The organism is Pseudomonas sp. LB3P58 (assembly GCF_054897895.1).
The window spans coordinates 1,767,970-1,791,215 of record NZ_JBUBVE010000001.1; the positions used below are offsets into that span (position 1 = coordinate 1,767,970).

A 23,246-nucleotide genomic window follows, 5' to 3' on the forward strand; every position below is an offset into this window, starting at 1 on the left:
GCTCCCACACGAATTGCTTGATTCATTGAAGAAGACGATAAGAAGCAGCCCTAACAGGTTGTAGCTTAGTTGGTTGGAACGCACCCCATGCTCTGTGGTAAAGAGCAGGGTGAGGTCGGCCTTAAAGCTCGAAATTGGGTCTGTAGCTCAGTTGGTTAGAGCGCACCCCTGATAAGGGTGAGGTCGGCAGTTCGAATCTGCCCAGACCCACCAATTTTGTGTGGGAACCTGTAGAAATACGGGGCCATAGCTCAGCTGGGAGAGCGCCTGCCTTGCACGCAGGAGGTCAACGGTTCGATCCCGTTTGGCTCCACCACTACTGCTTCTGTATTGTAAAGCTTAGAAATGAGCATTCCATCGTAGGATGGTGAATGTTGATTTCTGATCTTTAAGATTAGATCGTTCTTTAAAAATTTGGGTATGTGATAGAAAGATAGACTGAACGTTACTTTCACTGGTAACGGATCAGGCTAAGGTAAAATTTGTGAGTTGCTCTTTATGAGCAAGAATCGAATTTTCGGCGAATGTCGTCTTCACAGTATAACCAGATTGCTTGGGGTTATATGGTCAAGTGAAGAAGCGCATACGGTGGATGCCTTGGCAGTCAGAGGCGATGAAAGACGTGGTAGCCTGCGAAAAGCTTCGGGGAGTCGGCAAACAGACTTTGATCCGGAGATGTCTGAATGGGGGAACCCAGCCATCATAAGATGGTTATCTTAAGCTGAATACATAGGCTTAAGAGGCGAACCAGGGGAACTGAAACATCTAAGTACCCTGAGGAAAAGAAATCAACCGAGATTCCCTTAGTAGTGGCGAGCGAACGGGGACTAGCCCTTAAGTGGCTTTGAGATTAGCGGAACGCTCTGGAAAGTGCGGCCATAGTGGGTGATAGCCCTGTACGCGAAAATCTCTTAGTCATGAAATCGAGTAGGACGGAGCACGAGAAACTTTGTCTGAATATGGGGGGACCATCCTCCAAGGCTAAATACTACTGACTGACCGATAGTGAACTAGTACCGTGAGGGAAAGGCGAAAAGAACCCCGGAGAGGGGAGTGAAATAGATCCTGAAACCGTATGCGTACAAGCAGTGGGAGCCCACTTTGTTGGGTGACTGCGTACCTTTTGTATAATGGGTCAGCGACTTATTTTCAGTGGCGAGCTTAACCGAATAGGGGAGGCGTAGCGAAAGCGAGTCTTAATAGGGCGTCTAGTCGCTGGGAATAGACCCGAAACCGGGCGATCTATCCATGGGCAGGTTGAAGGTTGGGTAACACTAACTGGAGGACCGAACCGACTACCGTTGAAAAGTTAGCGGATGACCTGTGGATCGGAGTGAAAGGCTAATCAAGCTCGGAGATAGCTGGTTCTCCTCGAAAGCTATTTAGGTAGCGCCTCATGTATCACTGTAGGGGGTAGAGCACTGTTTCGGCTAGGGGGTCATCCCGACTTACCAAACCGATGCAAACTCCGAATACCTACAAGTGCCGAGCATGGGAGACACACGGCGGGTGCTAACGTCCGTCGTGAAAAGGGAAACAACCCAGACCGTCAGCTAAGGTCCCAAAGTTATGGTTAAGTGGGAAACGATGTGGGAAGGCTTAGACAGCTAGGAGGTTGGCTTAGAAGCAGCCACCCTTTAAAGAAAGCGTAATAGCTCACTAGTCGAGTCGGCCTGCGCGGAAGATGTAACGGGGCTCAAACCATACACCGAAGCTACGGGTATCACTTAGGTGATGCGGTAGAGGAGCGTTCTGTAAGCCTGTGAAGGTGAGTTGAGAAGCTTGCTGGAGGTATCAGAAGTGCGAATGCTGACATGAGTAACGACAATGGGTGTGAAAAACACCCACGCCGAAAGACCAAGGTTTCCTGCGCAACGTTAATCGACGCAGGGTTAGTCGGTCCCTAAGGCGAGGCTGAAAAGCGTAGTCGATGGAAAACAGGTTAATATTCCTGTACTTCTGGTTATTGCGATGGAGGGACGGAGAAGGCTAGGCCAGCTTGGCGTTGGTTGTCCAAGTTTAAGGTGGTAGGCTGGAATCTTAGGTAAATCCGGGATTCTAAGGCCGAGAGCTGATGACGAGTTACCCTTTGGGTGACGAAGTGGTTGATGCCATGCTTCCAAGAAAAGCTTCTAAGCTTCAGGTAACCAGGAACCGTACCCCAAACCGACACAGGTGGTTGGGTAGAGAATACCAAGGCGCTTGAGAGAACTCGGGTGAAGGAACTAGGCAAAATGGCACCGTAACTTCGGGAGAAGGTGCGCCGGTGAGGGTGAAGCATTTACTGCGTAAGCCCATGCCGGTCGAAGATACCAGGCCGCTGCGACTGTTTATTAAAAACACAGCACTCTGCAAACACGAAAGTGGACGTATAGGGTGTGACGCCTGCCCGGTGCCGGAAGGTTAATTGATGGGGTTAGCTAACGCGAAGCTCTTGATCGAAGCCCCGGTAAACGGCGGCCGTAACTATAACGGTCCTAAGGTAGCGAAATTCCTTGTCGGGTAAGTTCCGACCTGCACGAATGGCGTAACGATGGCGGCGCTGTCTCCACCCGAGACTCAGTGAAATTGAAATCGCTGTGAAGATGCAGTGTATCCGCGGCTAGACGGAAAGACCCCGTGAACCTTTACTATAGCTTTGCACTGGACTTTGAATTTGCTTGTGTAGGATAGGTGGGAGGCTTTGAAGCGTGGACGCCAGTTCGCGTGGAGCCAACCTTGAAATACCACCCTGGCAACTTTGAGGTTCTAACTCAGGTCCGTTATCCGGATCGAGGACAGTGTATGGTGGGTAGTTTGACTGGGGCGGTCTCCTCCTAAAGAGTAACGGAGGAGTACGAAGGTGCGCTCAGACCGGTCGGAAATCGGTCGTAGAGTATAAAGGCAAAAGCGCGCTTGACTGCGAGACAGACACGTCGAGCAGGTACGAAAGTAGGTCTTAGTGATCCGGTGGTTCTGTATGGAAGGGCCATCGCTCAACGGATAAAAGGTACTCCGGGGATAACAGGCTGATACCGCCCAAGAGTTCATATCGACGGCGGTGTTTGGCACCTCGATGTCGGCTCATCACATCCTGGGGCTGAAGCCGGTCCCAAGGGTATGGCTGTTCGCCATTTAAAGTGGTACGCGAGCTGGGTTTAGAACGTCGTGAGACAGTTCGGTCCCTATCTGCCGTGGACGTTTGAGATTTGAGAGGGGCTGCTCCTAGTACGAGAGGACCGGAGTGGACGAACCTCTGGTGTTCCGGTTGTCACGCCAGTGGCATTGCCGGGTAGCTATGTTCGGAATAGATAACCGCTGAAAGCATCTAAGCGGGAAACTAGCCTCAAGATGAGATCTCACTGGGACCTTGAGTCCCCTGAAGGGCCGTCGAAGACTACGACGTTGATAGGTTGGGTGTGTAAGCGCTGTGAGGCGTTGAGCTAACCAATACTAATTGCCCGTGAGGCTTGACCATATAACACCCAAGCAATTTGCTGACCTGAAGAGGCACCAGATTGCGGTGTGTGAAGACGAAACGAACCGAAAGTTCGAGATACTCACCAAACACCAAACTATCGCATACCCATTCGCTGGAGCGTAATCCGCAAGGAGAACGACCTGGCTACCGAATTTCTTGACGACCATAGAGCATTGGAACCACCTGATCCCATCCCGAACTCAGCAGTGAAACGATGCATCGCCGATGGTAGTGTGGGGTTTCCCCATGTGAGAGTAGGTCATCGTCAAGATTAAATTCCGAGACCCCTATCTGCGTATGCAGGTAGGGGTTTTGTTTTGTCCGCAGGAAAGTGCGAACGGACATTACCGGTACTTGATCACAATCCCTTTGAGTTTCCGACCTTCGATGGTTTTTACGTCGCGAGCCCACAGTGGACCGTTGACATAGGCGCCCACCGGTTGGATATGGTCGTAGACCACCACCACGGCATCGCCGCCGAGCTTGGCGGACTCGTCGCGTAGTTTTTCTTCTACCTGAGTGATGGGAGGAGCAGGCTCGACGCTGGCATCGATGACCACCTCACCCAATCGGACGTGAGGGCGAAGAGGCTCGGTGCGCAGCACCACGACCTCGCTGGCGAGCGTCGGTGCGGGATGCTCCACGCCCACATAGGCGGTGGTCTGGGCGTCGACGGTGGCGCAGCCACTCAGCGCGAGCAGAGTGGCGGTGAGTCCTCCGGCCAGCAGTGACAGTTTGAAACGAGTGGACCAAGGCACATCATGGGCAGGCATGGTGGGGTTCCTCCGAACAATCCGCAGTTGTACGAGGTAGCGTGTTGACGGTAGCAGACGGTCCGGCAGTTGCCAGAAGCCCAACCTTTCCAGGTTGGGCTTTTTTCATGCCTTGAGAAAGTGAGTTTCACTGATCCTTTTCGCAATTCACCATCCACGACACACCAAACCGATCAACCAACATGCCGAAGCGTGCTGCCCAGAACGTCGCTTCCAGTGGCATTTGAACGCTGCCGTCTTCCGACAACGCAGCGAAGACCCGTTCAGCCTCCGCAATGCTGTCGACATTCAGCGAAACCGAACAGCCGCTCATTTCGTCAGTAGGGCGATCAGGTGTTGTGTCCGAGCCCATGATCGCCTGATCGCCCACCAGCAGGCGGGTGTGGATGATCAGGTTGTGGTAGTCCGTCGGAAAGTGCTCGCGCGCGGGGCTTTCGCCGAAGGTCATCATGACTTCGATCTGGCCTGGCAGGCTTTGGGCATAGAAGGTGAAGGCGGCTTTGCAGTCGCCGTTGAAGATCAGGTAGGGATTGATTTTCATGCTTTGCTCCCGGTAACGAAGAAGCGGAGGGAGGCTGAATTCACCTCCGGCTCCGCAGTGATTGGGCTCCCTTTAGCAAAGCGTTAGATATCGTGATTGGCAGGAATCGTTTAGATGTTTTTTCTATTGAAGCGGCGTGGCTTATGGCTTCTAGCGCCTCAGTAGTGATCCCGGTTCCTCAAGCTACTGCCCGTGGAGCCGCGGGGCGTAGCAAACGTTCGATGGCTCCACTCACCAGACTCTCCAACAGCTCAACGCGCTCTCGCTCATCCAGCGAATGTTGCGCCAACCAGCCGGGTGCGCTGTTGAGTAAGTTTGCGATGGCATGTCCGGCGGCCAGCAATCCCTGTTCACTGAAGCGGGATCGGGCCCCGAGCATCAGCAGCAATTTGCGCTCGTATTGCTCGCGCAGCTGCCGAACCCGTTCCTGTTGCTCTTCATTCAGGCAGCCGCTGTCACGCTCTGCCAGACGAAAATGCCAGGGCATCTCCTGATGCAGGTTCAGATGCGCTCGGATAAGGGCATGGAGTTTGTCACGTTTTGCCGGCGCCTTTTGCTCGATACGCCCCAAGGTTGCCAGCAGCTCTTCGTAGAACTCTTCGATCAGATCGAGCAGCAAGTGCTGTTTGCTGGGGTAATGGTGATACAACGAGCCGGGAGCGAGCCCCAGGCAGGTCGCGAGCTCACGCATGCCGACCTGTCCGAAACCTTTGCAGGCGAACAGCTCCAGCACCTTGTCCCGGTACTCGGCAAAGCGCGAGCAACGCTCAGGCATAGGCATGGAAGCCACGCCCCGTTTTGCGCCCCAGGTAACCGGCGGCGACCATTTCCTTGAGCAGTGGAGCAGGGCGGTACTTGCTGTCGTTGAAGCCGTCGTAGAAGGCTTCGAGGATCGCCAGCACGGTGTCCAGGCCGATCAGGTCCGCCAACGCCAACGGCCCGATCGGCTGATTGCAGCCCAGGCGCATGCCGGCGTCGATGTCTTCGGCGCTGGCCAGGCCTTCCTGAAACACCAGGATCGCTTCGTTGATCATCGGCACCAGAATCCGGTTGACCACGAAACCCGGACGGTTGCCCGCGGTGATCGCGGTTTTGCCGAGAGTGGTCGCCATGTCCAGCGCCAGGGCGTGGGTGGCGTCGCTGGTTTGCAAACCGCGAATCACCTCGATCAGGCCCATCACCGGCACCGGGTTGAAGAAGTGCAGACCGATGAAGCGCTCAGGCTGGCTCACGCTGGCAGCGAGTTGGGTGATGGACAGCGAAGACGTGTTGGAGGCAATCACGCAATCGTCGCTGACCTGCGCGGCGATCTGTTGCAGCACGCGCAGTTTCAGCTCGAGGTTTTCGGTCGCGGCTTCGATCACCAGTTGCACGTTCTGCAGGTTGCTGTAGTCGGTGCTGGTGCGGATCTTGTCGAGAGCGGCGAGCTTTTGCTCTTGCGTCAGCGTTTCCTTGGCAACCTGTCGATCGAGGTTTTTACTGACGGTTGCGAGGGCCTTTTGCAGAGCGCTCTCGGAGATGTCGAGCAAGGTCACGTTAAAACCGGCCAAGGCGCAGACTTGCGCAATGCCATTGCCCATGGTGCCTGCGCCGATCACGCCGATGTTTTGCAGATTCATGTTCTGTCCTTCCGATCAAATCCCGCGATACCTTGGCCGCCGTAGTGGCCGAAGGCGTACTATTGGCCGCGAGTCTAGAGCCGGCAGGGCGGTTGTTCTATGCCGAAACTGTTCAACGGCACTGGTGTTTTTTGCCATTCGGGTGATGGGGAGAGAAGCGTTCACATGCGGGAAAAGGACTCGGTTTCTGCCTACTTCGTGCAGGCAATGATCCATGGGCTGGGCAACAATCCGCAACGTCAGAGGGCTGCGCTTGAACAGGCCGGCATCGATCCGGCGTTGATGGAGCAGCCCACCGCACGTGTACCGGCGAGTGCGTTTGCCGCGTTGTGGTTGATTCAGATCCGCGAGCTCAACGATGAGTTCTTCGGGCTCGACTCCCATGGCATGCCGCCGGGCGGATTCGCGCTGATCTGCCGGGCATTGATTCAGGAACCCGACCTGCACAAAGCCATGCGCCAGTGCCTGGCCAATTTCGCGCTATTCCTCCACGACTTTCGCGGCACGCTGACGGTGCGCGGCAAACGTGCAGTGATCAGCCTGCAGAACCACTCGCCAAACAGCGACGTCAGTCGTTTGGGCGAGGAGACGTTTCTGGTGTTGATGATCAGTCTGCTCTGCTGGCTGGGTGGGCGGCGCATCCCCATCGACCGCGCAGATTTTCGCCATGAACGTGTGTCGCTCAGCGATGACCGTTTGCTCTGGGGACCGAACCTGACCTTTGGCGCGGAGCGCACCGAAATCGAATTCGCCAGCCACTATCTGCGTCTGCCGGTGGTACAGGATCTGGCCTCACTGAAAGTGTTTTTGCGCACCGCACCGCAATGGCTGGTGATCCGTTTTCGTAATCAGCATGGCCTGGCGTCGCAGGTCCATCAGCGCCTGCGCAACAGTCATTACAGCCAATGGCCGACCTTGCAAGCCTTCGCCCTGGAACAGCACCTGAGCCCCAGCACCTTCCGCCGAAAGCTGGAGCGTGAAGGGTGTTCGTATCAGGAGATCAAGGACGAGGTACGGCGTGGCGTTGCGTTTGAGCAACTGCGTCAGAGCAAGGCGAGTATCAGTGACATTGCCGAACAGCTTGGCTTTCAGGAGCCAAGCGCGTTTCATCGGGCGTTCAAGAAGTGGACGGGAGAAAGTCCGGGACGGTATCGGGCGAGGTATCAGGGGGAGCTCACGGAGTGAACCCTGTTCTTGATCGTTTCACCTCGTTACTCGACCAGGCGAGACGCGCCTTGCTGCTGGTCTGGGCAACGTCACGCGGACTGTTTCTGGGATTGGTGCTGGCGACGCTGATCGCCGGCGTACTCCCGGCACTGGCCGCCTGGTTAGGCCAACGTATCGTCGATGCGGTGGTCACCGCCATGCAGTTGCACGCACAACAGGGCAGTGCGCCGTTGTGGCCGGTCGTGCGTTACGTGCTGTTTGAAGCGGGCGTGCTCGCGTTGCTGTCCGGGACTCAGCGGGCGCTGTCGGTCCAGCAATCGCTGTTGCGGGTGCAGTTGGGGCAGAAGGTCAACACGATGATTCTGGAGAAGGCCCAGACGTTATCGCTGGTGCAGTTCGAGAATTCCGAGTTCTACGACAAGCTGGTTCGGGTGCGTCGCGAGGCTTCGACTCGGCCGTTGGCGCTGGTGATGAAGTCGTTGGGGCTGATCCAGAACCTGATCGTGTTGATCAGCTTCGGTGTGTTGCTGGTGCATTTTTCGCCTTGGGCGCTGGTGCTGCTGGTGGTCGGTGCACTACCGGTATTCTTTGCCGAAGCGCATTTCTCCGGCGATGCTTTCAGACTGTTCACTCGCCGCGCGCCGGAGAGTCGGCAACAGAATTACATCGAAACGCTGCTCTCCCACGAGGGCTACATCAAAGAGGTCAAACTGTTCGGTTTCGCGCCGCTGTTGTTGAAGCGTTATCGCGAGACGTTCGCACGGCTCTATGCCGAAGACCGGCGCCTGACATTACGTCGGGATGGCTGGGGATTTGTCCTCGGTCTACTGGGCACCGGCGCGTTTTATCTGGCCTATGCCTGGGTAGTGGTCGATACCGTCCATGGCAATATCAGCCTCGGTCAGATGACCATGTACCTGGTGTTGTTCAAGCAGGGGCAGACGGCGGTGAGCAGCAGCCTGAGTGCCATCAGCGGTCTTTACGAAGATGGCCTTTACCTCTCCAGTCTTTATGAATACCTGGCCGAGCCTGTTGTGGCGGATACCGGCAGCCTCACCGTGGGTGCGGTCCCCGGCGATGGCCTGCGTTTCGAGAACGTCGGTTTCCGCTATCCGGGCGCCAGTCGCGCCGCGCTCGAAGGCATCGATCTTCACCTTGTGCCCGGCCACAGTGTGGCGCTGGTGGGGGAGAACGGTTCGGGCAAGACCACGCTGATCAAATTACTGACGCGGCTGTACCGTCCTGATCAGGGCCGTATCCTGCTGGACGGCAGCGATCTGCAAGCGTGGGAAGAAGACGCGCTGCGGCGGCGCATCGGGGTGATTTTTCAGGATTACATCCGCTACCAATTCTCCGTCGGCGAGAACATCGGTGTGGGTGACACACTGGCGTTCAATGATGAACAGCGCTGGCAGGAGGCCGCCGCCGAGGGCATGGCTGCACCCTTTATCGAAGGGCTGGATCGAGGGTATGCCACGCAATTGGGACGGTGGTTCGCCGGGGGGCAGGAGCTGTCCGGCGGGCAATGGCAGAAGATCGCGTTGTCGCGCGCCTACATGCGGCGCAACGCCGATATCCTGATTCTGGATGAGCCGACCTCGGCACTCGACCCGGCGGCGGAAGCAGCGGTGTTCGAGCACTTCAGTGAGCACACTGAAGGCCGGATGACGTTGCTGATCTCTCACCGGTTTTCCAGCGTGCGCAATGCGGACCACATCATCGTGCTGGATCAAGGCTCCATCCTAGAGCGAGGCGATCACGACAGTCTGGTGGAGGCGGGCGGGCGCTATGCGCAGCTATTTGATTTGCAGGCCCGCGGCTACCGATAGCGCTCAAGATTCCCGAGAAACCCGAGTTACCGTCGGCCCGGCCATCTGCGCTGGTTTTGCCTTCATCAAGCCGTCGAGTGCCTGGCGATACTGGCTACCCCCCAGGCTCATGCTGTTGTTGTGCGTACCGCCGGGTACCAACAGCAAACGCTTGGGTTCGCTGGCGGCATTGAACAACTGCTGGCTGAACCGCGATGGCATGAACGGGTCGGCCAAGCCATGAACCACCAGCAACGGCATGTTGATGTCGACGATCTTGTCGATGGAATCGAATTTCTGCGACAGCAGCCAGCGCACCGGCAACCATTTCACTGGCAGGTTGCTGTCGGCCACTTGCGCCACGGCATCGCCCAGCGAGGTGAAGGTGGACTCGATCACCAGACCGCGCACCGGCACCACGCCATGGTCCTTTTTCGCCTGCGCGGCCAGGTCTGCTGCCAGGTCGATAGCCACCGCGCCACCGAGTGAGTGGCCGTAGATCAGGCGCTTGTTGGCGTCCGGTTGCATCTGGGTGAAGCGCTCCCAGGCGGCTCGCGCGTCCTCGTAAACACTGGCTTCCGATGGCAGATCACCCTTGCTCTGGCCAAACCCGCGGTAGTCGATGGCCAGCACCGAATAGCCCATGGCGCGCAATTGCTCGATGCGGAACGCCTGACCCGTCAGGTTCCAACGCACGCCGTGCAGGTAGAGGATCGACGGCGCATCGCGACGCGCGGCCGGCCACCACCAGGCATGCAGGCTTTGCCCGGCCTTGAAGCTGGCGGGCTTGATGTCGAATTCCTGAACGTCCTGCGGCAGACCGCGATACCAGCCAGCGTTGCCCGGCTCAATACGAAACAGCAGCTCGCGCTCTGTGTACTTGAGCGCGCCGCAGCTCACCGGCAAGCCGACGATTAGCACGGCCATGCACAACAGCGGCAGCCAGCGTCGGCTCAAGCGGCTCATCACATTCGAAAACATGCGGGGGTCCGGAGGATGAAAAGGAAAGCTCGGGTTTTAACAGAAGCGTGGGGAAAGGTGGGGATAAATTCGACAGTCGTATGAATGGCCCGGCGCAGTGCCGGGCAATGACTTACTGGCAACTGCCACCTTTATGGTGCGAGCCGGTGCCGCCGACGGGGTGCGTGCCTTTAGGGCATGCTTGGGCCATCAGTGGGCTGGTGCAAAGAATAACGAGCAGGGTAAGCAGAGATAGTTTTTTCATGGATCCTCCGTGATAGCCACGACGAGTGGTCGTCGCAATGATATCACTTCATTCCAGTTTCGGCGGTGCTGCTTCGGGCCTCATCGCGAGCAAGCTCGCTCCCACAGGGGAACGCATTCCAATGTGGGAGCGAGCTTGCTCGCGATGAGGCCATTACTGCCCATAAATCTTTATAGCCATCCGCAAAGCCATTCGTCTTTGCTTCATACACCACTCAACAAAAAGATTGAGTAATCACACAAAATGTTATTTAAATAACAAAACAACAACGCCAGCGTCAGTCTGGCAAGCCGGATCAAGGTGGGATAGCAATGAGCAAGATCGCAGTCATCGGCAGCAACATGGTGGATCTGATCACCTACATCGATCGCATGCCGGCCCAGGGCGAGACGCTCGAAGCGCCGGGGTTTGCCCTCGGTTGTGGCGGCAAGGGCGCCAATCAGGCGGTTGCCGCCGCCAAACTTGGGGCGGATGTGTTGATGCTCACCAAGGTCGGCGACGACCTGTTTGCCGACAACACCCTGGCCAACTTCCAGCGCTTTGGCATCGACACCCATTACGTGCAGCGTGTCCCCGGCGTGTCCAGCGGGGTGGCGCCGATCTTCGTTCAGGCTGACTCGCACAACAGCATCCTCATCGTCAAAGGCGCCAACGCGCATCTCGCCCCGGCAGATATCGACGCGGCCGCGCAGGCGTTGCGTGAGTGCTCGCTGATCGTTCTGCAACTCGAAATCAACGTCGACACCGTTTACTACGCCATCGAGTTCGGCCGCGCACACAACATTCCGGTGCTGCTCAACCCGGCGCCGGCCTTGTCGGGCCTGAGCCGTGAACACCTGGCGCAACTGGATTTCCTGGTGCCCAACGAGTCCGAGCTGGCGTTGATTACGGGCCAGACCGTGGACTCGCCGGAGTCGGCCCATAACGCCGCCCAGACATTGGTCGCCAGCGGCATCCGCCACGTCATCGTGACCCTCGGCCAGCAAGGCGCGCTGTATGTCGGCGAGGAGGGCGAGTTTCAGATTCCCGGCCTGCCTGTTGCCGCGCGCGACACCACCGGGGCAGGAGACGCCTTCATCGGTTGCTTCATTCATCACTGGAGTCGCGACCGCGATATCCGCGCCGCCATGACTCAGGCCGTGGCGTATTCCGCCTGCTCGGTCACGGGCCTTGGCACCCAGACGTCCTACCCGGATGCCACTGCATTCGCTGAATTCCAGCGCAGCCTCGACGCCTGACGTCGAGCTGATTCACCACTCAACGCTCACCACGGAGAACAACAATGACAAAGCCTCCGCTCCAACAGACGCCCGATGGTTTCTACCTGAACCGCACGCCCTGGTTCGCCTTCATATTGCTGTGCAGCATCTTTGCGCTGTGGGCGGCGGCCGCGAGCATGAACGACGTGCTCATCGCGCATTTCAAGAAGGCCTTTCTGCTCAGCGATTTCCAGACCGCGTTCGTGCAGTCGGCGTTTTATCTGGGCTATTTCTTCGTGGCGATTCCGGCCGCGCTGGTGGTCCGCCGATTCAGTTACAAGCCCACCATCCTGATCGGCCTGATGCTGTACATGTTCGGATGCCTGCTGTTCTTCCCGGCAGCGTCGACCGCCAAGTACGGCATGTTCCTGCTGGCGCTGTTCGTGATCGCGGCGGGCCTGTCGTTTCTCGAAACCGCGTGCAACACCTATTCGACGTTGATGGGCCCGCGTGAAACCGGTACCCGTCGCCTGAATATTTCCCAGACGTTCCACCCGTTTGGTGCGATGGCCGGGGTGTATGTCGGCAGTTTCGTGATGTTCAAGGACACCGACGCCACTCGCGAGCAACTCACGCAAATGAGTGCCTCGGACGCGGCGATCCAGCAACTGCAAATGATCCAGTCCACGTTGCTGCCGTACAAATGGATGATCGCGGTGCTGGTGCTGATGTTCATCCTGATCGCCATCACCCGGTTTCCCGCGTGCAAAGGCAATCAACCGAGCAGCAAGAAAACCGCCAGCCTCGGCCAGAGCCTGTCGCGGCTGTGGCGCAACAAGCGGTTTACCTTTGGTGTGTTGGCGCAGTTTTTGTACGTGGGGGCCCAGGTCGGTGTCTGGAGTTTCACTATCCGCTTGGCGATGCAGTTGGGCGGCATGAACGAGCGCAGTGCCTCGTGGTTTCTGCTGACGACGTTTGCCGCCTACTTTGTCGGCAAGCTGATCGCCAACGTGCTGATGCGCAAACTGCACCCGGCCAAGGTATTGGCGGTGTACGGCGTGCTGTGCATCGCGTTGCTGGCCTACACCATTCTGGTGCCGAACATCACCGCGGTGTATGCAGCCGTCGGCGTGAGCGTGTTCCTCGGTCCGTGCTGGCCGACCATCTACGGCCTGACGATTGACGGCTTGGGTGAAGACACCGGTGTCGGCGGTTCGCTGCTGGTGATGAGCATCGTCGGTGGCGGGGTGATTCCGATCTTCCAGGGGCTGCTGTCTGACTACAGCGGCGGCAACATGCAACTGGCCTATAGCGTGCCGCTGCTGTGCTTCATCGTGATCGTGATGTACGCGGTGCGTTGCCTGCGTCATTCCGACAGCGAGCGGGCACCGGTGGGTGCGGTGGTCGCGTCATGAATACGCGGATCAATCTTCATCCGTCGCAGTTTGGTGAGGCGCGCAAAACCTTGCTGGAATCCGAGGCGTTCACGGTCAGCGCCTGGGTCTATCCCAGTGGCGTGCTGGCCGTGGAATTGGCCAACGGTCGCGGCAGTCTCGTGGTGCTGCCGTATCAGGGGCAAATGATTTGGTCCGCCGTGTTCGACGGTTGCGACCTGACCATGCGCAACCTGTTCAGCCAGCCCAAACCCAGCCCGACGGTAATCGGCACCTACGGCTGTTTCATGTTTCACAGCGGCCTGCTGCGCAACGGTTGCCCGAGTCCCGAGGACGATCATCCGTTACACGGCGAGATGCCCTGCGCGGCGATGGATCGCGCCTGGCTGGAGGTCGGTGAAGACAGCGTCGGTCAATACCTGCGATTGGGTGGCGAGTACGAATACGTGCAGGGTTTTGGTGACCGTTATCGGGCCAGCCCGAGCGTGACTTTACGGGCTGACTCAGGGCTGTTCGACATCGCCATGCAGGTGACCAATCTCGCGGGCAAACCGATGGACCTGATGTACATGGCGCACATGAATTACGCCTATGTCGAGGGTGCTCGTTTCATCGAGCCCTTGGGTTTCGAACGTGTGCGCCTGCGCAGCAGCGTGCCGGCCCATGTGAAACCGACACCGGCCTGGAGTCGTTACATGGAAGAGTTGGCGTCTGCGCCGGAACAGCTGCAGTGCCTGGATCGGCCCGCGCTCTATGATCCCGAGATCGTGTTTTTCTTCGACGGTGTGCGGGCGGATGACAGCGGCCATGCGCACTTTCTGTTGAGCCATCCGGACGGTGCGGCGTTCTACACGCGCTACCGCCCCGACCAGTTCGAGCATGCGGCGCGCTGGATTTTGCACAACGCTGATCAGCAAGTGTCGGCGTTCGTGCTGCCGGCTACATGCGAACCGGAAGGCTATCGCGCCGAGTCCGCCAAGCGCCACGTGCGGTCACTGGCAGCGGGGGCGACGGCTGATTTCAGCGTCACCACCGGCTACCTGAATGCAGTGGAACAGCAGGCGCTGATCAGATGATCAACTGCGCGCCGCTGGCGGCAATGGCGTCGCGGTAGGCCTTGGGGATTTTCTTGTCGCTAACCACGAACTGAAAATCCTCAAGGTTAGCGAAGTGCGCGGTGCGCACCGTGTCGAACTTGCTGTGGTCGGCCAGCAACAGCCGATTTTGCGCCTGGCGCAGGACCTTCTGCTTGACCTCCACTTCATTGAAGTTGAAGCAGGTCACGCCGAAGTCCGGGCTGATGCCAGCAGCGGAAACAAAGGCCCAGGTCAGACGCACGCTGTCGAGAATGCCGGTTTCGCTCTGGTTTTCGAACACCTGGTTCTTGCGGTGGAACGTGCCGCCGCACACCACGATGTGACAGTTGGGTTTTTGCGAAAGTTTGAGCAGCACGTTCAGGGAGTTGCACACTGCCGTGAACTCGAGCTCGTCGGGGATGAAATCAACCACGAAAGGCGTGGTGGTGCCGCAGTCGAAGAACACCGTGTCGCCTGGCTGGATAAACCCGGCGGCGAGTTTGCCGATACGGCGTTTTTCTTCGACGTGCCGGGTGTCCTGTTCGGCCACTCGGTAATCCCCGGGCTCGCTGCCGTCGTGAATTTTCGTGATGTAGCCACCGAGCAGCCGCAGGTGGTCGGTGTACTTGCTCAGGTCGCGGCGCAGGGTCATCTCGGACACGTCCAGCAACGCCGCCATCTCGCGCAGATGAATGGCGCTCTGGTCTTGCAGGGCTTGTTGAATCAGCTTGAGACGCTCGGCTTTTTTACTGTCCACAGGCATTCCGGGGTTGATTGTTGGTGTTATTTAAGTAACATTATTTGTTAGATTTGTAACGTTTTTGCGCGAATCACCCTCGATTGTGGCGCAGGGGCATTTGAATATACAAACAGGAGTTTTTGCGATGGCACACCTCGAACCCCAAGCGTTGGCGCAGTACATCGATCATACCTTGCTGGCGCCCGATGCTTCCCGCGAGCAAATCGCAACGTTGTGCCGCGAAGCCGTAGAGCACGGCTTCTATTCGGTGTGCGTGAACTCGGGGCAGGTCCCTCATGCGGCTCAATGCCTTGCAGGGCAAAGCGTCAACATCTGCGCAGTGGTCGGCTTCCCGCTGGGTGCCGGTCTGAGCGACACCAAAGCCTTCGAAGCCGAGCGGGCGATTGCCGCCGGTGCCGGGGAGGTCGACATGGTGTTGAACATCGGCGGGTTGAAAGACGGCTTGTTCGATCTGGTGCGGGACGACATCGCTCAGGTCAAACAGGCCTGCGGCAGTGTGCCGCTGAAAGTCATTCTGGAAAACTGCCTGCTCACCGACGCCGAAAAAGTGAAGGCCTGCGAGATTTGCCGGGAGCTGAATGTTGCTTTCGTCAAAACATCGACCGGCTTCAGCCGCAGCGGCGCCACCGTGGAAGATGTCGCCCTGATGCGCCGCACCGTCGGCGCGGTCATCGGGGTCAAGGCTTCCGGTGGCGTGCGCGATTACCCGACCGCGCTGGCGATGATCGAGGCCGGCGCCACCCGACTGGGCACCAGTTCGGGCATCGCGATCATCAGCGGCGCCCAGGCGGCAGGTGAGGGGTATTGATCAGTTAGACCTGCGGCATACCGCTCGTGTACGAGTGGTTATTGATGAAATTGTCGCGGTGTTTTCTGGCACTCGGGACGAAAGCTAAAGATCGCAGCCTCGTTTCACTCGACAGCTCCTACAGGTGTACGCAAATCCCTGTAGGAGCTGTCGAGTGAAACGAGGCTGCGATCTCTTGATCTTTATGGCATTTCCGGCAGCTCTTGGGGCCGCAGGTCAAACACCAGCACTTCGGCATCCACGCCGTTGCTCAGGGCCAGTACCTGTTCATCGCGAACCCGCACACCATCACCTTCCTGCAAAGGCACGCCGTTGAGTTCAACACTGCCGCGGGCCACATGTACATAAGCATAGCGATTGGAGGCCAACTCCAGCGTTGCGCTTTCCTTGCCGTCGATCAACGCGGCATACACCCGTGCATCCTGACGCACCTTCAGCGAACCCTTCTCCCCGTCGGGGGAGATGATCAGTTGCAGACGGCCGCGTTTCTTCTGCGTGCTGAAGTGCTCTTGCTGATAACGCGGTTTGGCGCCGCTGACCTCCGGCACGATCCAGATTTGCAGGAAGTGCACCGGCCGGGTGGTCGAGTGGTTGTATTCGCTGTGCGCCACGCCGCTGCCGGCGCTCATCAATTGCACGTCACCGGGGCGGATCACCGAGCCGGTACCCAGGGTGTCTTTGTGTTCCAAAGCACCTTCGAGCACATAAGAGAAAATCTCCATGTCGCGGTGTGGGTGCTGGCCGAAGCCTTTACCGGCGGCAACCCGGTCATCGTTGATCACCAGCAGGTCGGAAAAACCCTGCTCTTTAGGGTTGCGATAGTTGGCGAAGGAAAAGGTATGGAACGACTTCAACCAACCGTGATTGGCCGCGCCGCGATCCGAAGCTTTGCGAAGGGTCAGCATGATGAAATCTCCTGTGGGGACGTTGATTCGTCCGAGTGAGGAGAAGGTTAATAGTTACTGGCTGATGCAATAAGTAGATGGAAACTGAAATACTGTCCCTTTTAGGTTGACAGTAATCGACTGGCGATCACGTATTCTTCTCCGACGCTGATGCCACATTTGGCCATAATGCACCGCACTCTTCGGATGCCGGTATTTGGCAGACGGACCTTCTTATGACTTCAGTGATTTGAACCCATGAAAACCGTGGCTATGGTGTTGTTTCCGGACTTTCTGCTGCTGGACATGGCAGGCCCGATGGAAGTTTTTTCCATCGCCAATCGCTATCTGGCAGCGGATGATCGTTACGAACTGTCGACCATCGGCACCGAACATGGCGCACTGCGTGCCTCCAACGGCGTCAGCGTCCAGGCCGATTTGCACATCGATCAGGCGGATCGGGCGTTCGACCTGTTGCTGGTGCCGGGCGGTCCGGGTGCCTACAACGAAAAACATCCGCCATTGTTGTGTTGGCTCAAAGCCGCGGTCGGTCGCGCCGAGCGATACGGCTCGATCTGCACCGGCGCGTTTGTGCTGGGGCATGCCGGTTTGCTGGACGGTTATCGCGTGACCACCCACTGGCATTACACCGAACGACTGATCAAAGGCTTCCCCAAGGCTACCGTCGAGACCGATCAGATTTACGTGCAGGACCGCAATCTCATTACGTCCGGCGGTGTCACCGCGGGGATTGACCTGGCGTTGTCGGTAGTGGCTGAGGACCATGGCAAGAAAGTCGCCCAGGACGTGGCCAAAGTGCTGCTGGTGGTGATGAAACGTCAGGGTGGCCAGGCGCAGTTCAGTCCGTTGATGGCCGCCGTCGCGCCACATGAAACGCCGATGACCCGAGTACAAATCTATGTGCTTGAGCATCTTGATGAAGCCTTCAGCATTGAACGCATGGCCAGCCTCGCGAACATGAGTACACGGCACTTCGCCCGGATGTTTGTCCGGGAAGTGAACATGACACCCATGGAGTTTCTGCAAAGCGCACGAATTGATTGCGCCAGGAATTTGCTGGAAACCAGCGACTTGCCGCTCAAGACCGTGGCTTTCAAAAGTGGCTTCGGCAGCGTGCGGCACATGCGCTTTCTGTTCAGTGAAAAGCTCGGTTTGACGCCGACCCAATACCGCGAACAGTTCAGCTAGAGCCTTCTTGTCCGTTATGCGCACCGTGATGGCTGTGACGCTCCCACCGTGGCAGTTGTACCGTCACTGATGCCTGCCAAGATACCCTGAACGCTTAGCAATGGAGGTGCGGGAGCCTGGAAGGTGGGTGCAAGGGATGTTGCTGCACTGTGAGCCGGGCCAGGTTTCAGCACGTGAATGTGCATGAACAGCCTCAGAGATTTAAACAGCGATGCGGTGCTGCGATTCGGGCCTTATGCATTCCACCTGCGGCAACGGCTGATCCTTGACGGTGATCGACCGCTGCGCATGGGCGGTCGGGCACTGGATATCCTCCAGGTGCTGGTCGAGCGCGCCGGCAACGTGGTCAGCAAGGACGAACTGATTGCTCACGTCTGGCCGACGTCCGTGGTCGAGGAAATCAACCTGCGCGTGCACATTGCGGCCCTGCGTCGGGCGCTTGGCGACGGGCAGAATGGCCAGCGCTACATCGTCAACATTCCCCAACGCGGTTATAGCTTTATCGCCCCGGTGCAGCCTGCGCCCGCGGGCACGCAGGTCTTGATCGAGACCGTTCAAAAACATCAGCACAACCTGCCTGCACGACTCACGCCGGTGACTGGCCGAGATTCGATGGTCGGCAGTCTCGTCCGGCAGTTGCCGGTTCGGCGTTTCATGACCCTGGTCGGCCCTGGCGGCGTCGGTAAGACCACGGTGGCGTTGCGTGTCGCCGAACTGCTGTTGCAGCACTATGAAGATGGCGTGTGGCTGGTTGATTTCGCGGCGATCGATGACCCCACTCAAGTGGTCGATCATCTGACCCAGACCCTTGAACGAGAGATCGGCACGACGCTGGACGGGCTGGCAAACCGGCACACGTTGCTGGTGCTCGACAACTGCGATCACCTGCTGGAACACTGCCGAACCCTGGTCGAGGATTTGCTGATCTCGGCGCCTCGGTTGTCCATTCTGGTGACCAGCCGCGAGCCTTTGCAGGCGGCAGAAGAAACGGTCCAGCGCCTGCCATCTCTGACGGTGCCGCCCATGTCGGCGTTGCACAGTGTCGCCGAAGCCATGGGGTATTCGGCGGTGCAGCTATTCGTCAGTCGTGCCCGAACCCGTCAACAAGGGTTTGCCTTGCGCGAACAAGACCTCCAGGCGGTCCGTGAAATCTGTCGGCGGCTCGATGGGTTGCCACTGGCCATTGAACTGGCAGCGGCGCAGATCCACGCGCTGGCGTTGGTCGGTTTGCAAGCTCAGCTGGATAACTGTCTTCAGCTGCTGACCCAAGGTCGGCGCACGGCGGTGCCCCGACATCAGACGCTCAAAGCTGCGCTGGACTGGAGCTATGAGCGGCTGAGCCTGCTGGAACAAACCGTGTTGCAGCGCCTGTCGGTGTTCAAAATGTCCTTCACCCTCGATGCCGCGATTGGCGTGTGCAGTTGCGTGGAGCTGAAGCCCGATCAACTGGCGGAACGGGTGAAGCGATTGGTCGCCAAATCGTTGCTCTCGATGGATCAGGTCAACGGCACAGACCGTTATCGCTTACTCAACACCACGCGCACGTATGCCCTTGAGAAGCTCGAACACAGCGGCCATCTGCGGGCGTTTGAGCGGCGCTATTCGCACTACATCAGCCGGGCGCGCCGGGTCTCAGGCGTGCAGTTGCCCATGGAGCTCGTCGAGTAATCGACGGACTTTGCTCAGGTCCGGTGTAGAAAATCCCTCGGTGAACCGATGGTAGATCGGTGCCAGCAGCTCATGTGCTTGCTGATACAAGCCCTGACGCTGCCAAAGTTGCGCCAGCGAGGTGGCGCTTCGCAGTTCCCAAGCCAGGGCTCCCTGATGTTTCGCCACGTTTAATGCCCTGATCAGCACGGCCTCGGCCGCTTCGGTTTTCAGTGGGCAATTCTCGGTCAGCAGTGCATCAGCCCGGGCCCGCAGAACTTCCGCCGTGCTCCAGCCGGCCGTACCGGTGTCGGCCCGTTGCAACAGGACGTCATCGACGAAACCGCCATCCAGGGTGACCATGATGTCCTTGATCAGCCCCACGCCTGGCTGAAGAGGCAAGTGCGCCTCGGCGCGGTCGATCACCTGCGCATAGTGCCGGGCCCAGGTGTAGAACAGCAGCACCGAGTGTTTCTGTGCTTGTTCCAGCAGCAGGCGCAAGAGTTCACGAGCGGTACGGGTATCGCCGTTGTAGTGAGCGATCGGGCAACCGGCCAGCGCCAGGGTGTAGCAGATGGACGTGCCGTGGTTGATCTGGATCGCAATGTCCAGCGCTTGCCGGGCGGTGCGCCAGGCTTGTTCCGGTTGCCCCTGCAACCAGAGGATGCGCGCCAGAATCGTCAGGGCTGCGACGCTCTGATCGTAGTGCACGCCAAAACCGTAGGTGAAGCGGTTGAGGTGGCCGCTCTGGGCCATGCGCTGAAGGACCTGTTCGGCATTCATCCGCGCTTGCTGCTGGTCCCCGGCAAAGTGCAACGCCAGCACCCGCAAGCGATGCGTGCTAAGGGACACCACCGCATCGCCGTGCAGCCCCAACCGATCGAATTGCCGGCTCTGTTCCAAGGCCATTTGATAGTTGGCGCAACAGAGGTTGACCGCCATATGCCCGGACACCGCCCGCAACTGACCGGCCAAATCGTTGCAATGTCTGGCCAGGGTTCTGGCGCTGACGAAAGCCTCGATGGTTTCCGCCGTGCCGATCTGAGTGTGATAGCAAGAATTGCCGAGGGCGAGATGGAGGGCTATTTTCAGCTGCGGGCAGGGATCGGACGTTGCATCGAGCAGTGCCAGCGCCCTACGCACGTACAGACCGTGCTCCTTGAGCAGTGACAGTTCCTGCCACAGCGGCGTGGAAGCTGCCGTCAGGCGAATCGCCAATGCCTGCGGTCCTTGCGCGTTAAAGCACCAGTCGAGGGCCGAACGAATGTCTTCCAGACCGCGGACATAACGCTCGATCCACGTGCCCGTCGGAATCAGCTCCCAGTCGTGCTGGGCCTGATTCATCAAAGCCAGGCAGCGCTCGGCGTGACGTTCCAGGGTATCGGGCAGGTCGGCGGCCTGGTCGAGTTTTTCCAGGGCATAGCTGCGGGTGGTGTCGAGCAATCGGTAGAACACCTCTTCGTCACCCACTTCCACGTTCAGCAGCGATTTGGCCACCAGTTGCGTGATCGAGCCAAAAACTGCCTGCGGTTCGATGTGTTCGCCGACGATCACCGCCGCCGCCGATTCCAGGGTGAATCCGCCTCTGAACACACCCAGTCGGCGCAGACAGGTTTGTTCGCAGGCACTCAGCAGCTCGAAGCTCCAGTCCAGCGTGGCACGCAGGGTTTGGTGTCGGCCCAACGTGGTCTGGCAACCCTGGGTGAGCAGGCGAAAACTGCCTTGGAGTTGGGTCAGCAATCCGCTTAATCCGAAGCCGCTGACTTGCGCGGCCGCCAATTCGATCGCCAGTGGAATACCGTCCAGACGCCGGCAGATTTCAATCGCCAGCGGCAGCTCGTCATCGGTCAGTTCGAAGCTGTCGTGGCTGGCCATCGCGCGTTCGACGAACAACTGCAGGGCGGAAAATGTAAGGGCCTGAGCGCGGTCTGGTACGGCGATGGGGGGAGGGCAGTCCAGCGATTCCAGGCGCTGGACACATTCACCTTCGGCCCGCAGGCTCTCACGGCTGGTGGCCAGAATGTGCACCTCTGGCGCGGCGCGCAGGATGCTCTCGCTCAGCAATGCGATGGCGTCGACCAGGTGTTCGCAGTTGTCGATCACCAGCAGCATCTGCCGGTCGCGCAAGAACGCGGCAAGGCCGCTCATCGGCTCGGCGTCGTGCAAGGACAGTTCGAGCAATGTCGCCAGGTGAACGGTGATCATCGACGGATCGTTGATCGGCGCCAGGTCCAGCAGACGAATGCCATCCCGGTAGCGCCCGATCAGTTGTTCGGCAACACGCAGGGCTACGGTGGTCTTGCCGATCCCGCCGGGGCCGACCAGAGTAATGAAACGCTGGCGTGACAGCTGGACCATCAGGTTCTCGACGAGGGACTGGCGACCGATCATGCGGGTTCGACGAACGGGCAGGTTGTGACCGCTCGGCGCGGGCGTTTCGCTCCCTGGAGGGTGCTCGATGTGCTCAAGCGAATAGGGCGCGACAAAGCTGTACCCGCGCTGCGCCACGGTGACGATGTAACGCTGGCCGGCCTGGCCGTCACCGAGGGCCTTGCGCAATGCGGCCATGTGCACCCGCAGGTTGATGTCTTCCACCACGCTTTTGGGCCAGACCCCGGCGATCAGCGTTTGTTTGCTGACCACCTTCCCGGCGTGTTTCAAAAGGATCAACAGAATGTCCATGGCACGCCGACCCAGGCGCAGGGGCTGATCGGCCTCCATGACCAGACGTTGTCCGGGATAGATCCGGTAGGGGCCGAAATGGATGGCTTGTTCGGGGGGAAGGGTCAACGTGTCACTCCTGCTTGCCGCCGTCTGGTACGCGGTTTCCGAGCATATTCGTCAGGTTTTTACGGCAGCGCAATGCGCTGGCCGGATGACTCTGCAATGTCCGCCTGAACCGCTGGTTTGCGGCCCCTGTTCATGAGTTCCGTATTTATTGGGCGCGACGGTCTTGAAGATATCGCTGAGGCTTTTGGCGCACCAGGGAAAATTAACAACGTTTAACTCGTCCTGAGTCTGGTCTACGCCCAAAACTCTCCCCTGTAGGGATTAAACATGTCATGAGGACGCGGGAATGAGCAACGTGGTGGTGGTCTATCACAGTGGCTACGGGCACACCCGCGTCATGGCCGAAGCCGTGGCCCAAGGTGTGGAAAGGCACTTGAGAAGTACCTGCCAGCTGATTTCGGTCGAGGACGTGGACCGGCACTGGGACCATTTGCACAACGCCGACGCGATCATCTTCGGCGCGCCGACTTACATGGGCAGCGCGTCGGCACCCTTCAAGGGGTTCATGGAAGCCACGGCGGCGTTCTATCTGGCCCAACCCTGGCGCGACAAACTGGCGGCCGGCTTCACCAATTCCGGCTGCCTGTGCGGCGACAAACTCAACACCTTGCTGCAGATGGCAGTGTTCGCCGCGCAGCATTCAATGATCTGGGTCGGCCTCGACCTGCTGCCGGCGCGTTCGAGCACGGGGGTGTTCGATGGGCAAATGAATCGCCTGGGCAGCTCGCTCGGCGCCATGGCGCAGTCGAATGTCGAACAGCCCCCCGAATGCGCACCGCCTCCCGAAGACCGCTGCACCGCCGCGCATCTTGGCGAGCGAGTGGCGCGGCTGGCTGAACGCATGAGCCACTCACCGGTTTGATACACCCCAACACTCGCTAAGGAG

17 protein-coding genes, 2 tRNA genes and 2 rRNA genes are annotated in these 23,246 nt (G+C 58.6%); 13 read left to right on the top strand and 8 right to left on the bottom strand.

What is annotated here, in order from left to right:
* Positions 1-136 precede the first annotated feature (136 nt).
* The 4 genes from ACYZTZ_RS08265 (at position 137) to rrf (ending at position 3,731) form a co-directional block, all read left to right on the top strand.
* A tRNA-Ile gene (locus tag ACYZTZ_RS08265) sits at positions 137-213 on the top strand.
* Positions 214-240: 27 nt separating this feature from the next.
* A tRNA-Ala gene (locus ACYZTZ_RS08270) sits at positions 241-316 on the top strand.
* A 249-nt stretch (positions 317-565) separates the two neighbouring features.
* Positions 566-3,457, top strand: a 23S ribosomal RNA gene (locus ACYZTZ_RS08275).
* A gap of 158 nt (positions 3,458-3,615) precedes the next feature.
* A 5S ribosomal RNA gene (gene rrf / locus ACYZTZ_RS08280) occupies positions 3,616-3,731 on the top strand.
* 73 nt (positions 3,732-3,804) lie between these two features.
* Here the strand turns inward: rrf and ACYZTZ_RS08285 are convergent.
* The 4 genes from ACYZTZ_RS08285 to ACYZTZ_RS08300 form a co-directional block, all read right to left on the bottom strand.
* Positions 3,805-4,233 (bottom strand): YajG family lipoprotein, encoded by a 429-nt coding sequence (locus ACYZTZ_RS08285; RefSeq protein WP_056746503.1) that lies wholly within the window; start codon positions 4,231-4,233, stop codon positions 3,805-3,807.
* 127 nt (positions 4,234-4,360) lie between these two features.
* Positions 4,361-4,774 (bottom strand): VOC family protein, encoded by a 414-nt coding sequence (locus ACYZTZ_RS08290; RefSeq protein WP_046048345.1) that lies wholly within the window; start codon positions 4,772-4,774, stop codon positions 4,361-4,363.
* A gap of 178 nt (positions 4,775-4,952) precedes the next feature.
* Complete coding sequence (locus tag ACYZTZ_RS08295) at positions 4,953-5,555, bottom strand: TetR/AcrR family transcriptional regulator (RefSeq protein ID WP_046048346.1); 603 nt, start codon at positions 5,553-5,555, stop codon at positions 4,953-4,955.
* Positions 5,542-6,393, bottom strand: a complete 852-nt coding sequence (locus tag ACYZTZ_RS08300) for a 3-hydroxybutyryl-CoA dehydrogenase (RefSeq protein ID WP_283183892.1) — start codon at positions 6,391-6,393, stop codon at positions 5,542-5,544. The genes ACYZTZ_RS08295 and ACYZTZ_RS08300 overlap by 14 nt, the downstream gene beginning before the upstream one ends.
* Positions 6,394-6,558: 165 nt before the next feature.
* Between ACYZTZ_RS08300 and ACYZTZ_RS08305 the strand changes: the two genes are divergently transcribed.
* Both ACYZTZ_RS08305 and ACYZTZ_RS08310 read left to right on the top strand, forming a co-directional pair.
* Positions 6,559-7,578, top strand: coding sequence for an AraC family transcriptional regulator (locus tag ACYZTZ_RS08305; protein ID WP_056746510.1), 1,020 nt, complete (start codon positions 6,559-6,561; stop codon positions 7,576-7,578).
* The gene (locus ACYZTZ_RS08310) at positions 7,575-9,389 is read left to right on the top strand and encodes an ABC transporter ATP-binding protein (RefSeq protein ID WP_461997790.1); all 1,815 of its coding nucleotides are present in this window, start codon (positions 7,575-7,577) and stop codon (positions 9,387-9,389) included. Before ACYZTZ_RS08305 ends, ACYZTZ_RS08310 begins: the two co-directional genes overlap by 4 nt.
* Before the next feature lie 3 nt (positions 9,390-9,392).
* Here the strand turns inward: ACYZTZ_RS08310 and ACYZTZ_RS08315 are convergent, their stop codons facing one another.
* Entirely contained in the window at positions 9,393-10,349 is a 957-nt protein-coding gene (locus tag ACYZTZ_RS08315) for an alpha/beta hydrolase (RefSeq protein ID WP_461997791.1), read from the bottom strand.
* A gap of 555 nt (positions 10,350-10,904) precedes the next feature.
* Here ACYZTZ_RS08315 and rbsK point away from each other — a divergent pair.
* The 3 genes from rbsK to ACYZTZ_RS08330 are packed head-to-tail and all read left to right on the top strand — an operon-like array spanning position 10,905 to position 14,262.
* The gene (gene rbsK, locus ACYZTZ_RS08320; protein ID WP_461997792.1) at positions 10,905-11,831 is read left to right on the top strand and encodes a ribokinase; all 927 of its coding nucleotides are present in this window, start codon (positions 10,905-10,907) and stop codon (positions 11,829-11,831) included.
* Between the two features lie 44 nt (positions 11,832-11,875).
* Positions 11,876-13,207 carry an L-fucose:H+ symporter permease gene (fucP, locus tag ACYZTZ_RS08325; protein WP_461997793.1) on the top strand — a complete coding sequence of 444 codons (1,332 nt, stop codon included), beginning with the start codon at positions 11,876-11,878 and terminating at the stop codon, positions 13,205-13,207.
* A complete protein-coding gene (locus ACYZTZ_RS08330) occupies positions 13,204-14,262 on the top strand; it encodes an aldose 1-epimerase family protein (protein WP_461997794.1) in 1,059 nt (352 codons plus the stop codon). The genes fucP and ACYZTZ_RS08330 overlap by 4 nt, the downstream gene beginning before the upstream one ends.
* Here ACYZTZ_RS08330 and deoR read toward each other — a convergent pair.
* Entirely contained in the window at positions 14,255-15,025 is a 771-nt protein-coding gene (gene deoR / locus ACYZTZ_RS08335; protein ID WP_461997795.1) for a DNA-binding transcriptional repressor DeoR, read from the bottom strand. The genes ACYZTZ_RS08330 and deoR overlap by 8 nt on opposite strands.
* Before the next feature lie 121 nt (positions 15,026-15,146).
* On the opposite strand from deoR, the gene deoC reads away from it, so the two are divergent.
* Positions 15,147-15,830 carry a deoxyribose-phosphate aldolase gene (gene deoC / locus ACYZTZ_RS08340; RefSeq protein ID WP_461997796.1) on the top strand — a complete coding sequence of 228 codons (684 nt, stop codon included), beginning with the start codon at positions 15,147-15,149 and terminating at the stop codon, positions 15,828-15,830.
* Positions 15,831-16,012: 182 nt separating this feature from the next.
* Here deoC and ACYZTZ_RS08345 read toward each other — a convergent pair whose 3' ends face one another.
* Entirely contained in the window at positions 16,013-16,735 is a 723-nt protein-coding gene (locus ACYZTZ_RS08345) for a pirin family protein (RefSeq protein WP_056746527.1), read from the bottom strand.
* Between the two features lie 237 nt (positions 16,736-16,972).
* On the opposite strand from ACYZTZ_RS08345, the gene ACYZTZ_RS08350 reads away from it, so the two are divergent.
* Positions 16,973-17,923: a GlxA family transcriptional regulator gene (locus tag ACYZTZ_RS08350; RefSeq protein WP_461997797.1), complete on the top strand. Its 951-nt coding sequence runs from the start codon at positions 16,973-16,975 to the stop codon at positions 17,921-17,923.
* A gap of 183 nt (positions 17,924-18,106) precedes the next feature.
* Positions 18,107-19,591 carry an ATP-binding protein gene (locus tag ACYZTZ_RS08355; RefSeq protein ID WP_461997798.1) on the top strand — a complete coding sequence of 495 codons (1,485 nt, stop codon included), beginning with the start codon at positions 18,107-18,109 and terminating at the stop codon, positions 19,589-19,591.
* On the opposite strand, the gene ACYZTZ_RS08360 is transcribed toward ACYZTZ_RS08355, so the two are convergent.
* A complete protein-coding gene (locus tag ACYZTZ_RS08360) occupies positions 19,556-22,360 on the bottom strand; it encodes an ATP-binding protein (RefSeq protein WP_461997799.1) in 2,805 nt (934 codons plus the stop codon). The genes ACYZTZ_RS08355 and ACYZTZ_RS08360 overlap by 36 nt on opposite strands.
* A 286-nt stretch (positions 22,361-22,646) precedes the next feature.
* On the opposite strand from ACYZTZ_RS08360, the gene ACYZTZ_RS08365 reads away from it, so the two are divergent.
* Complete coding sequence (locus ACYZTZ_RS08365; RefSeq protein WP_461997800.1) at positions 22,647-23,222, top strand: flavodoxin family protein; 576 nt, start codon at positions 22,647-22,649, stop codon at positions 23,220-23,222.
* The last annotated feature ends 24 nt before the right edge of the window (positions 23,223-23,246 follow it).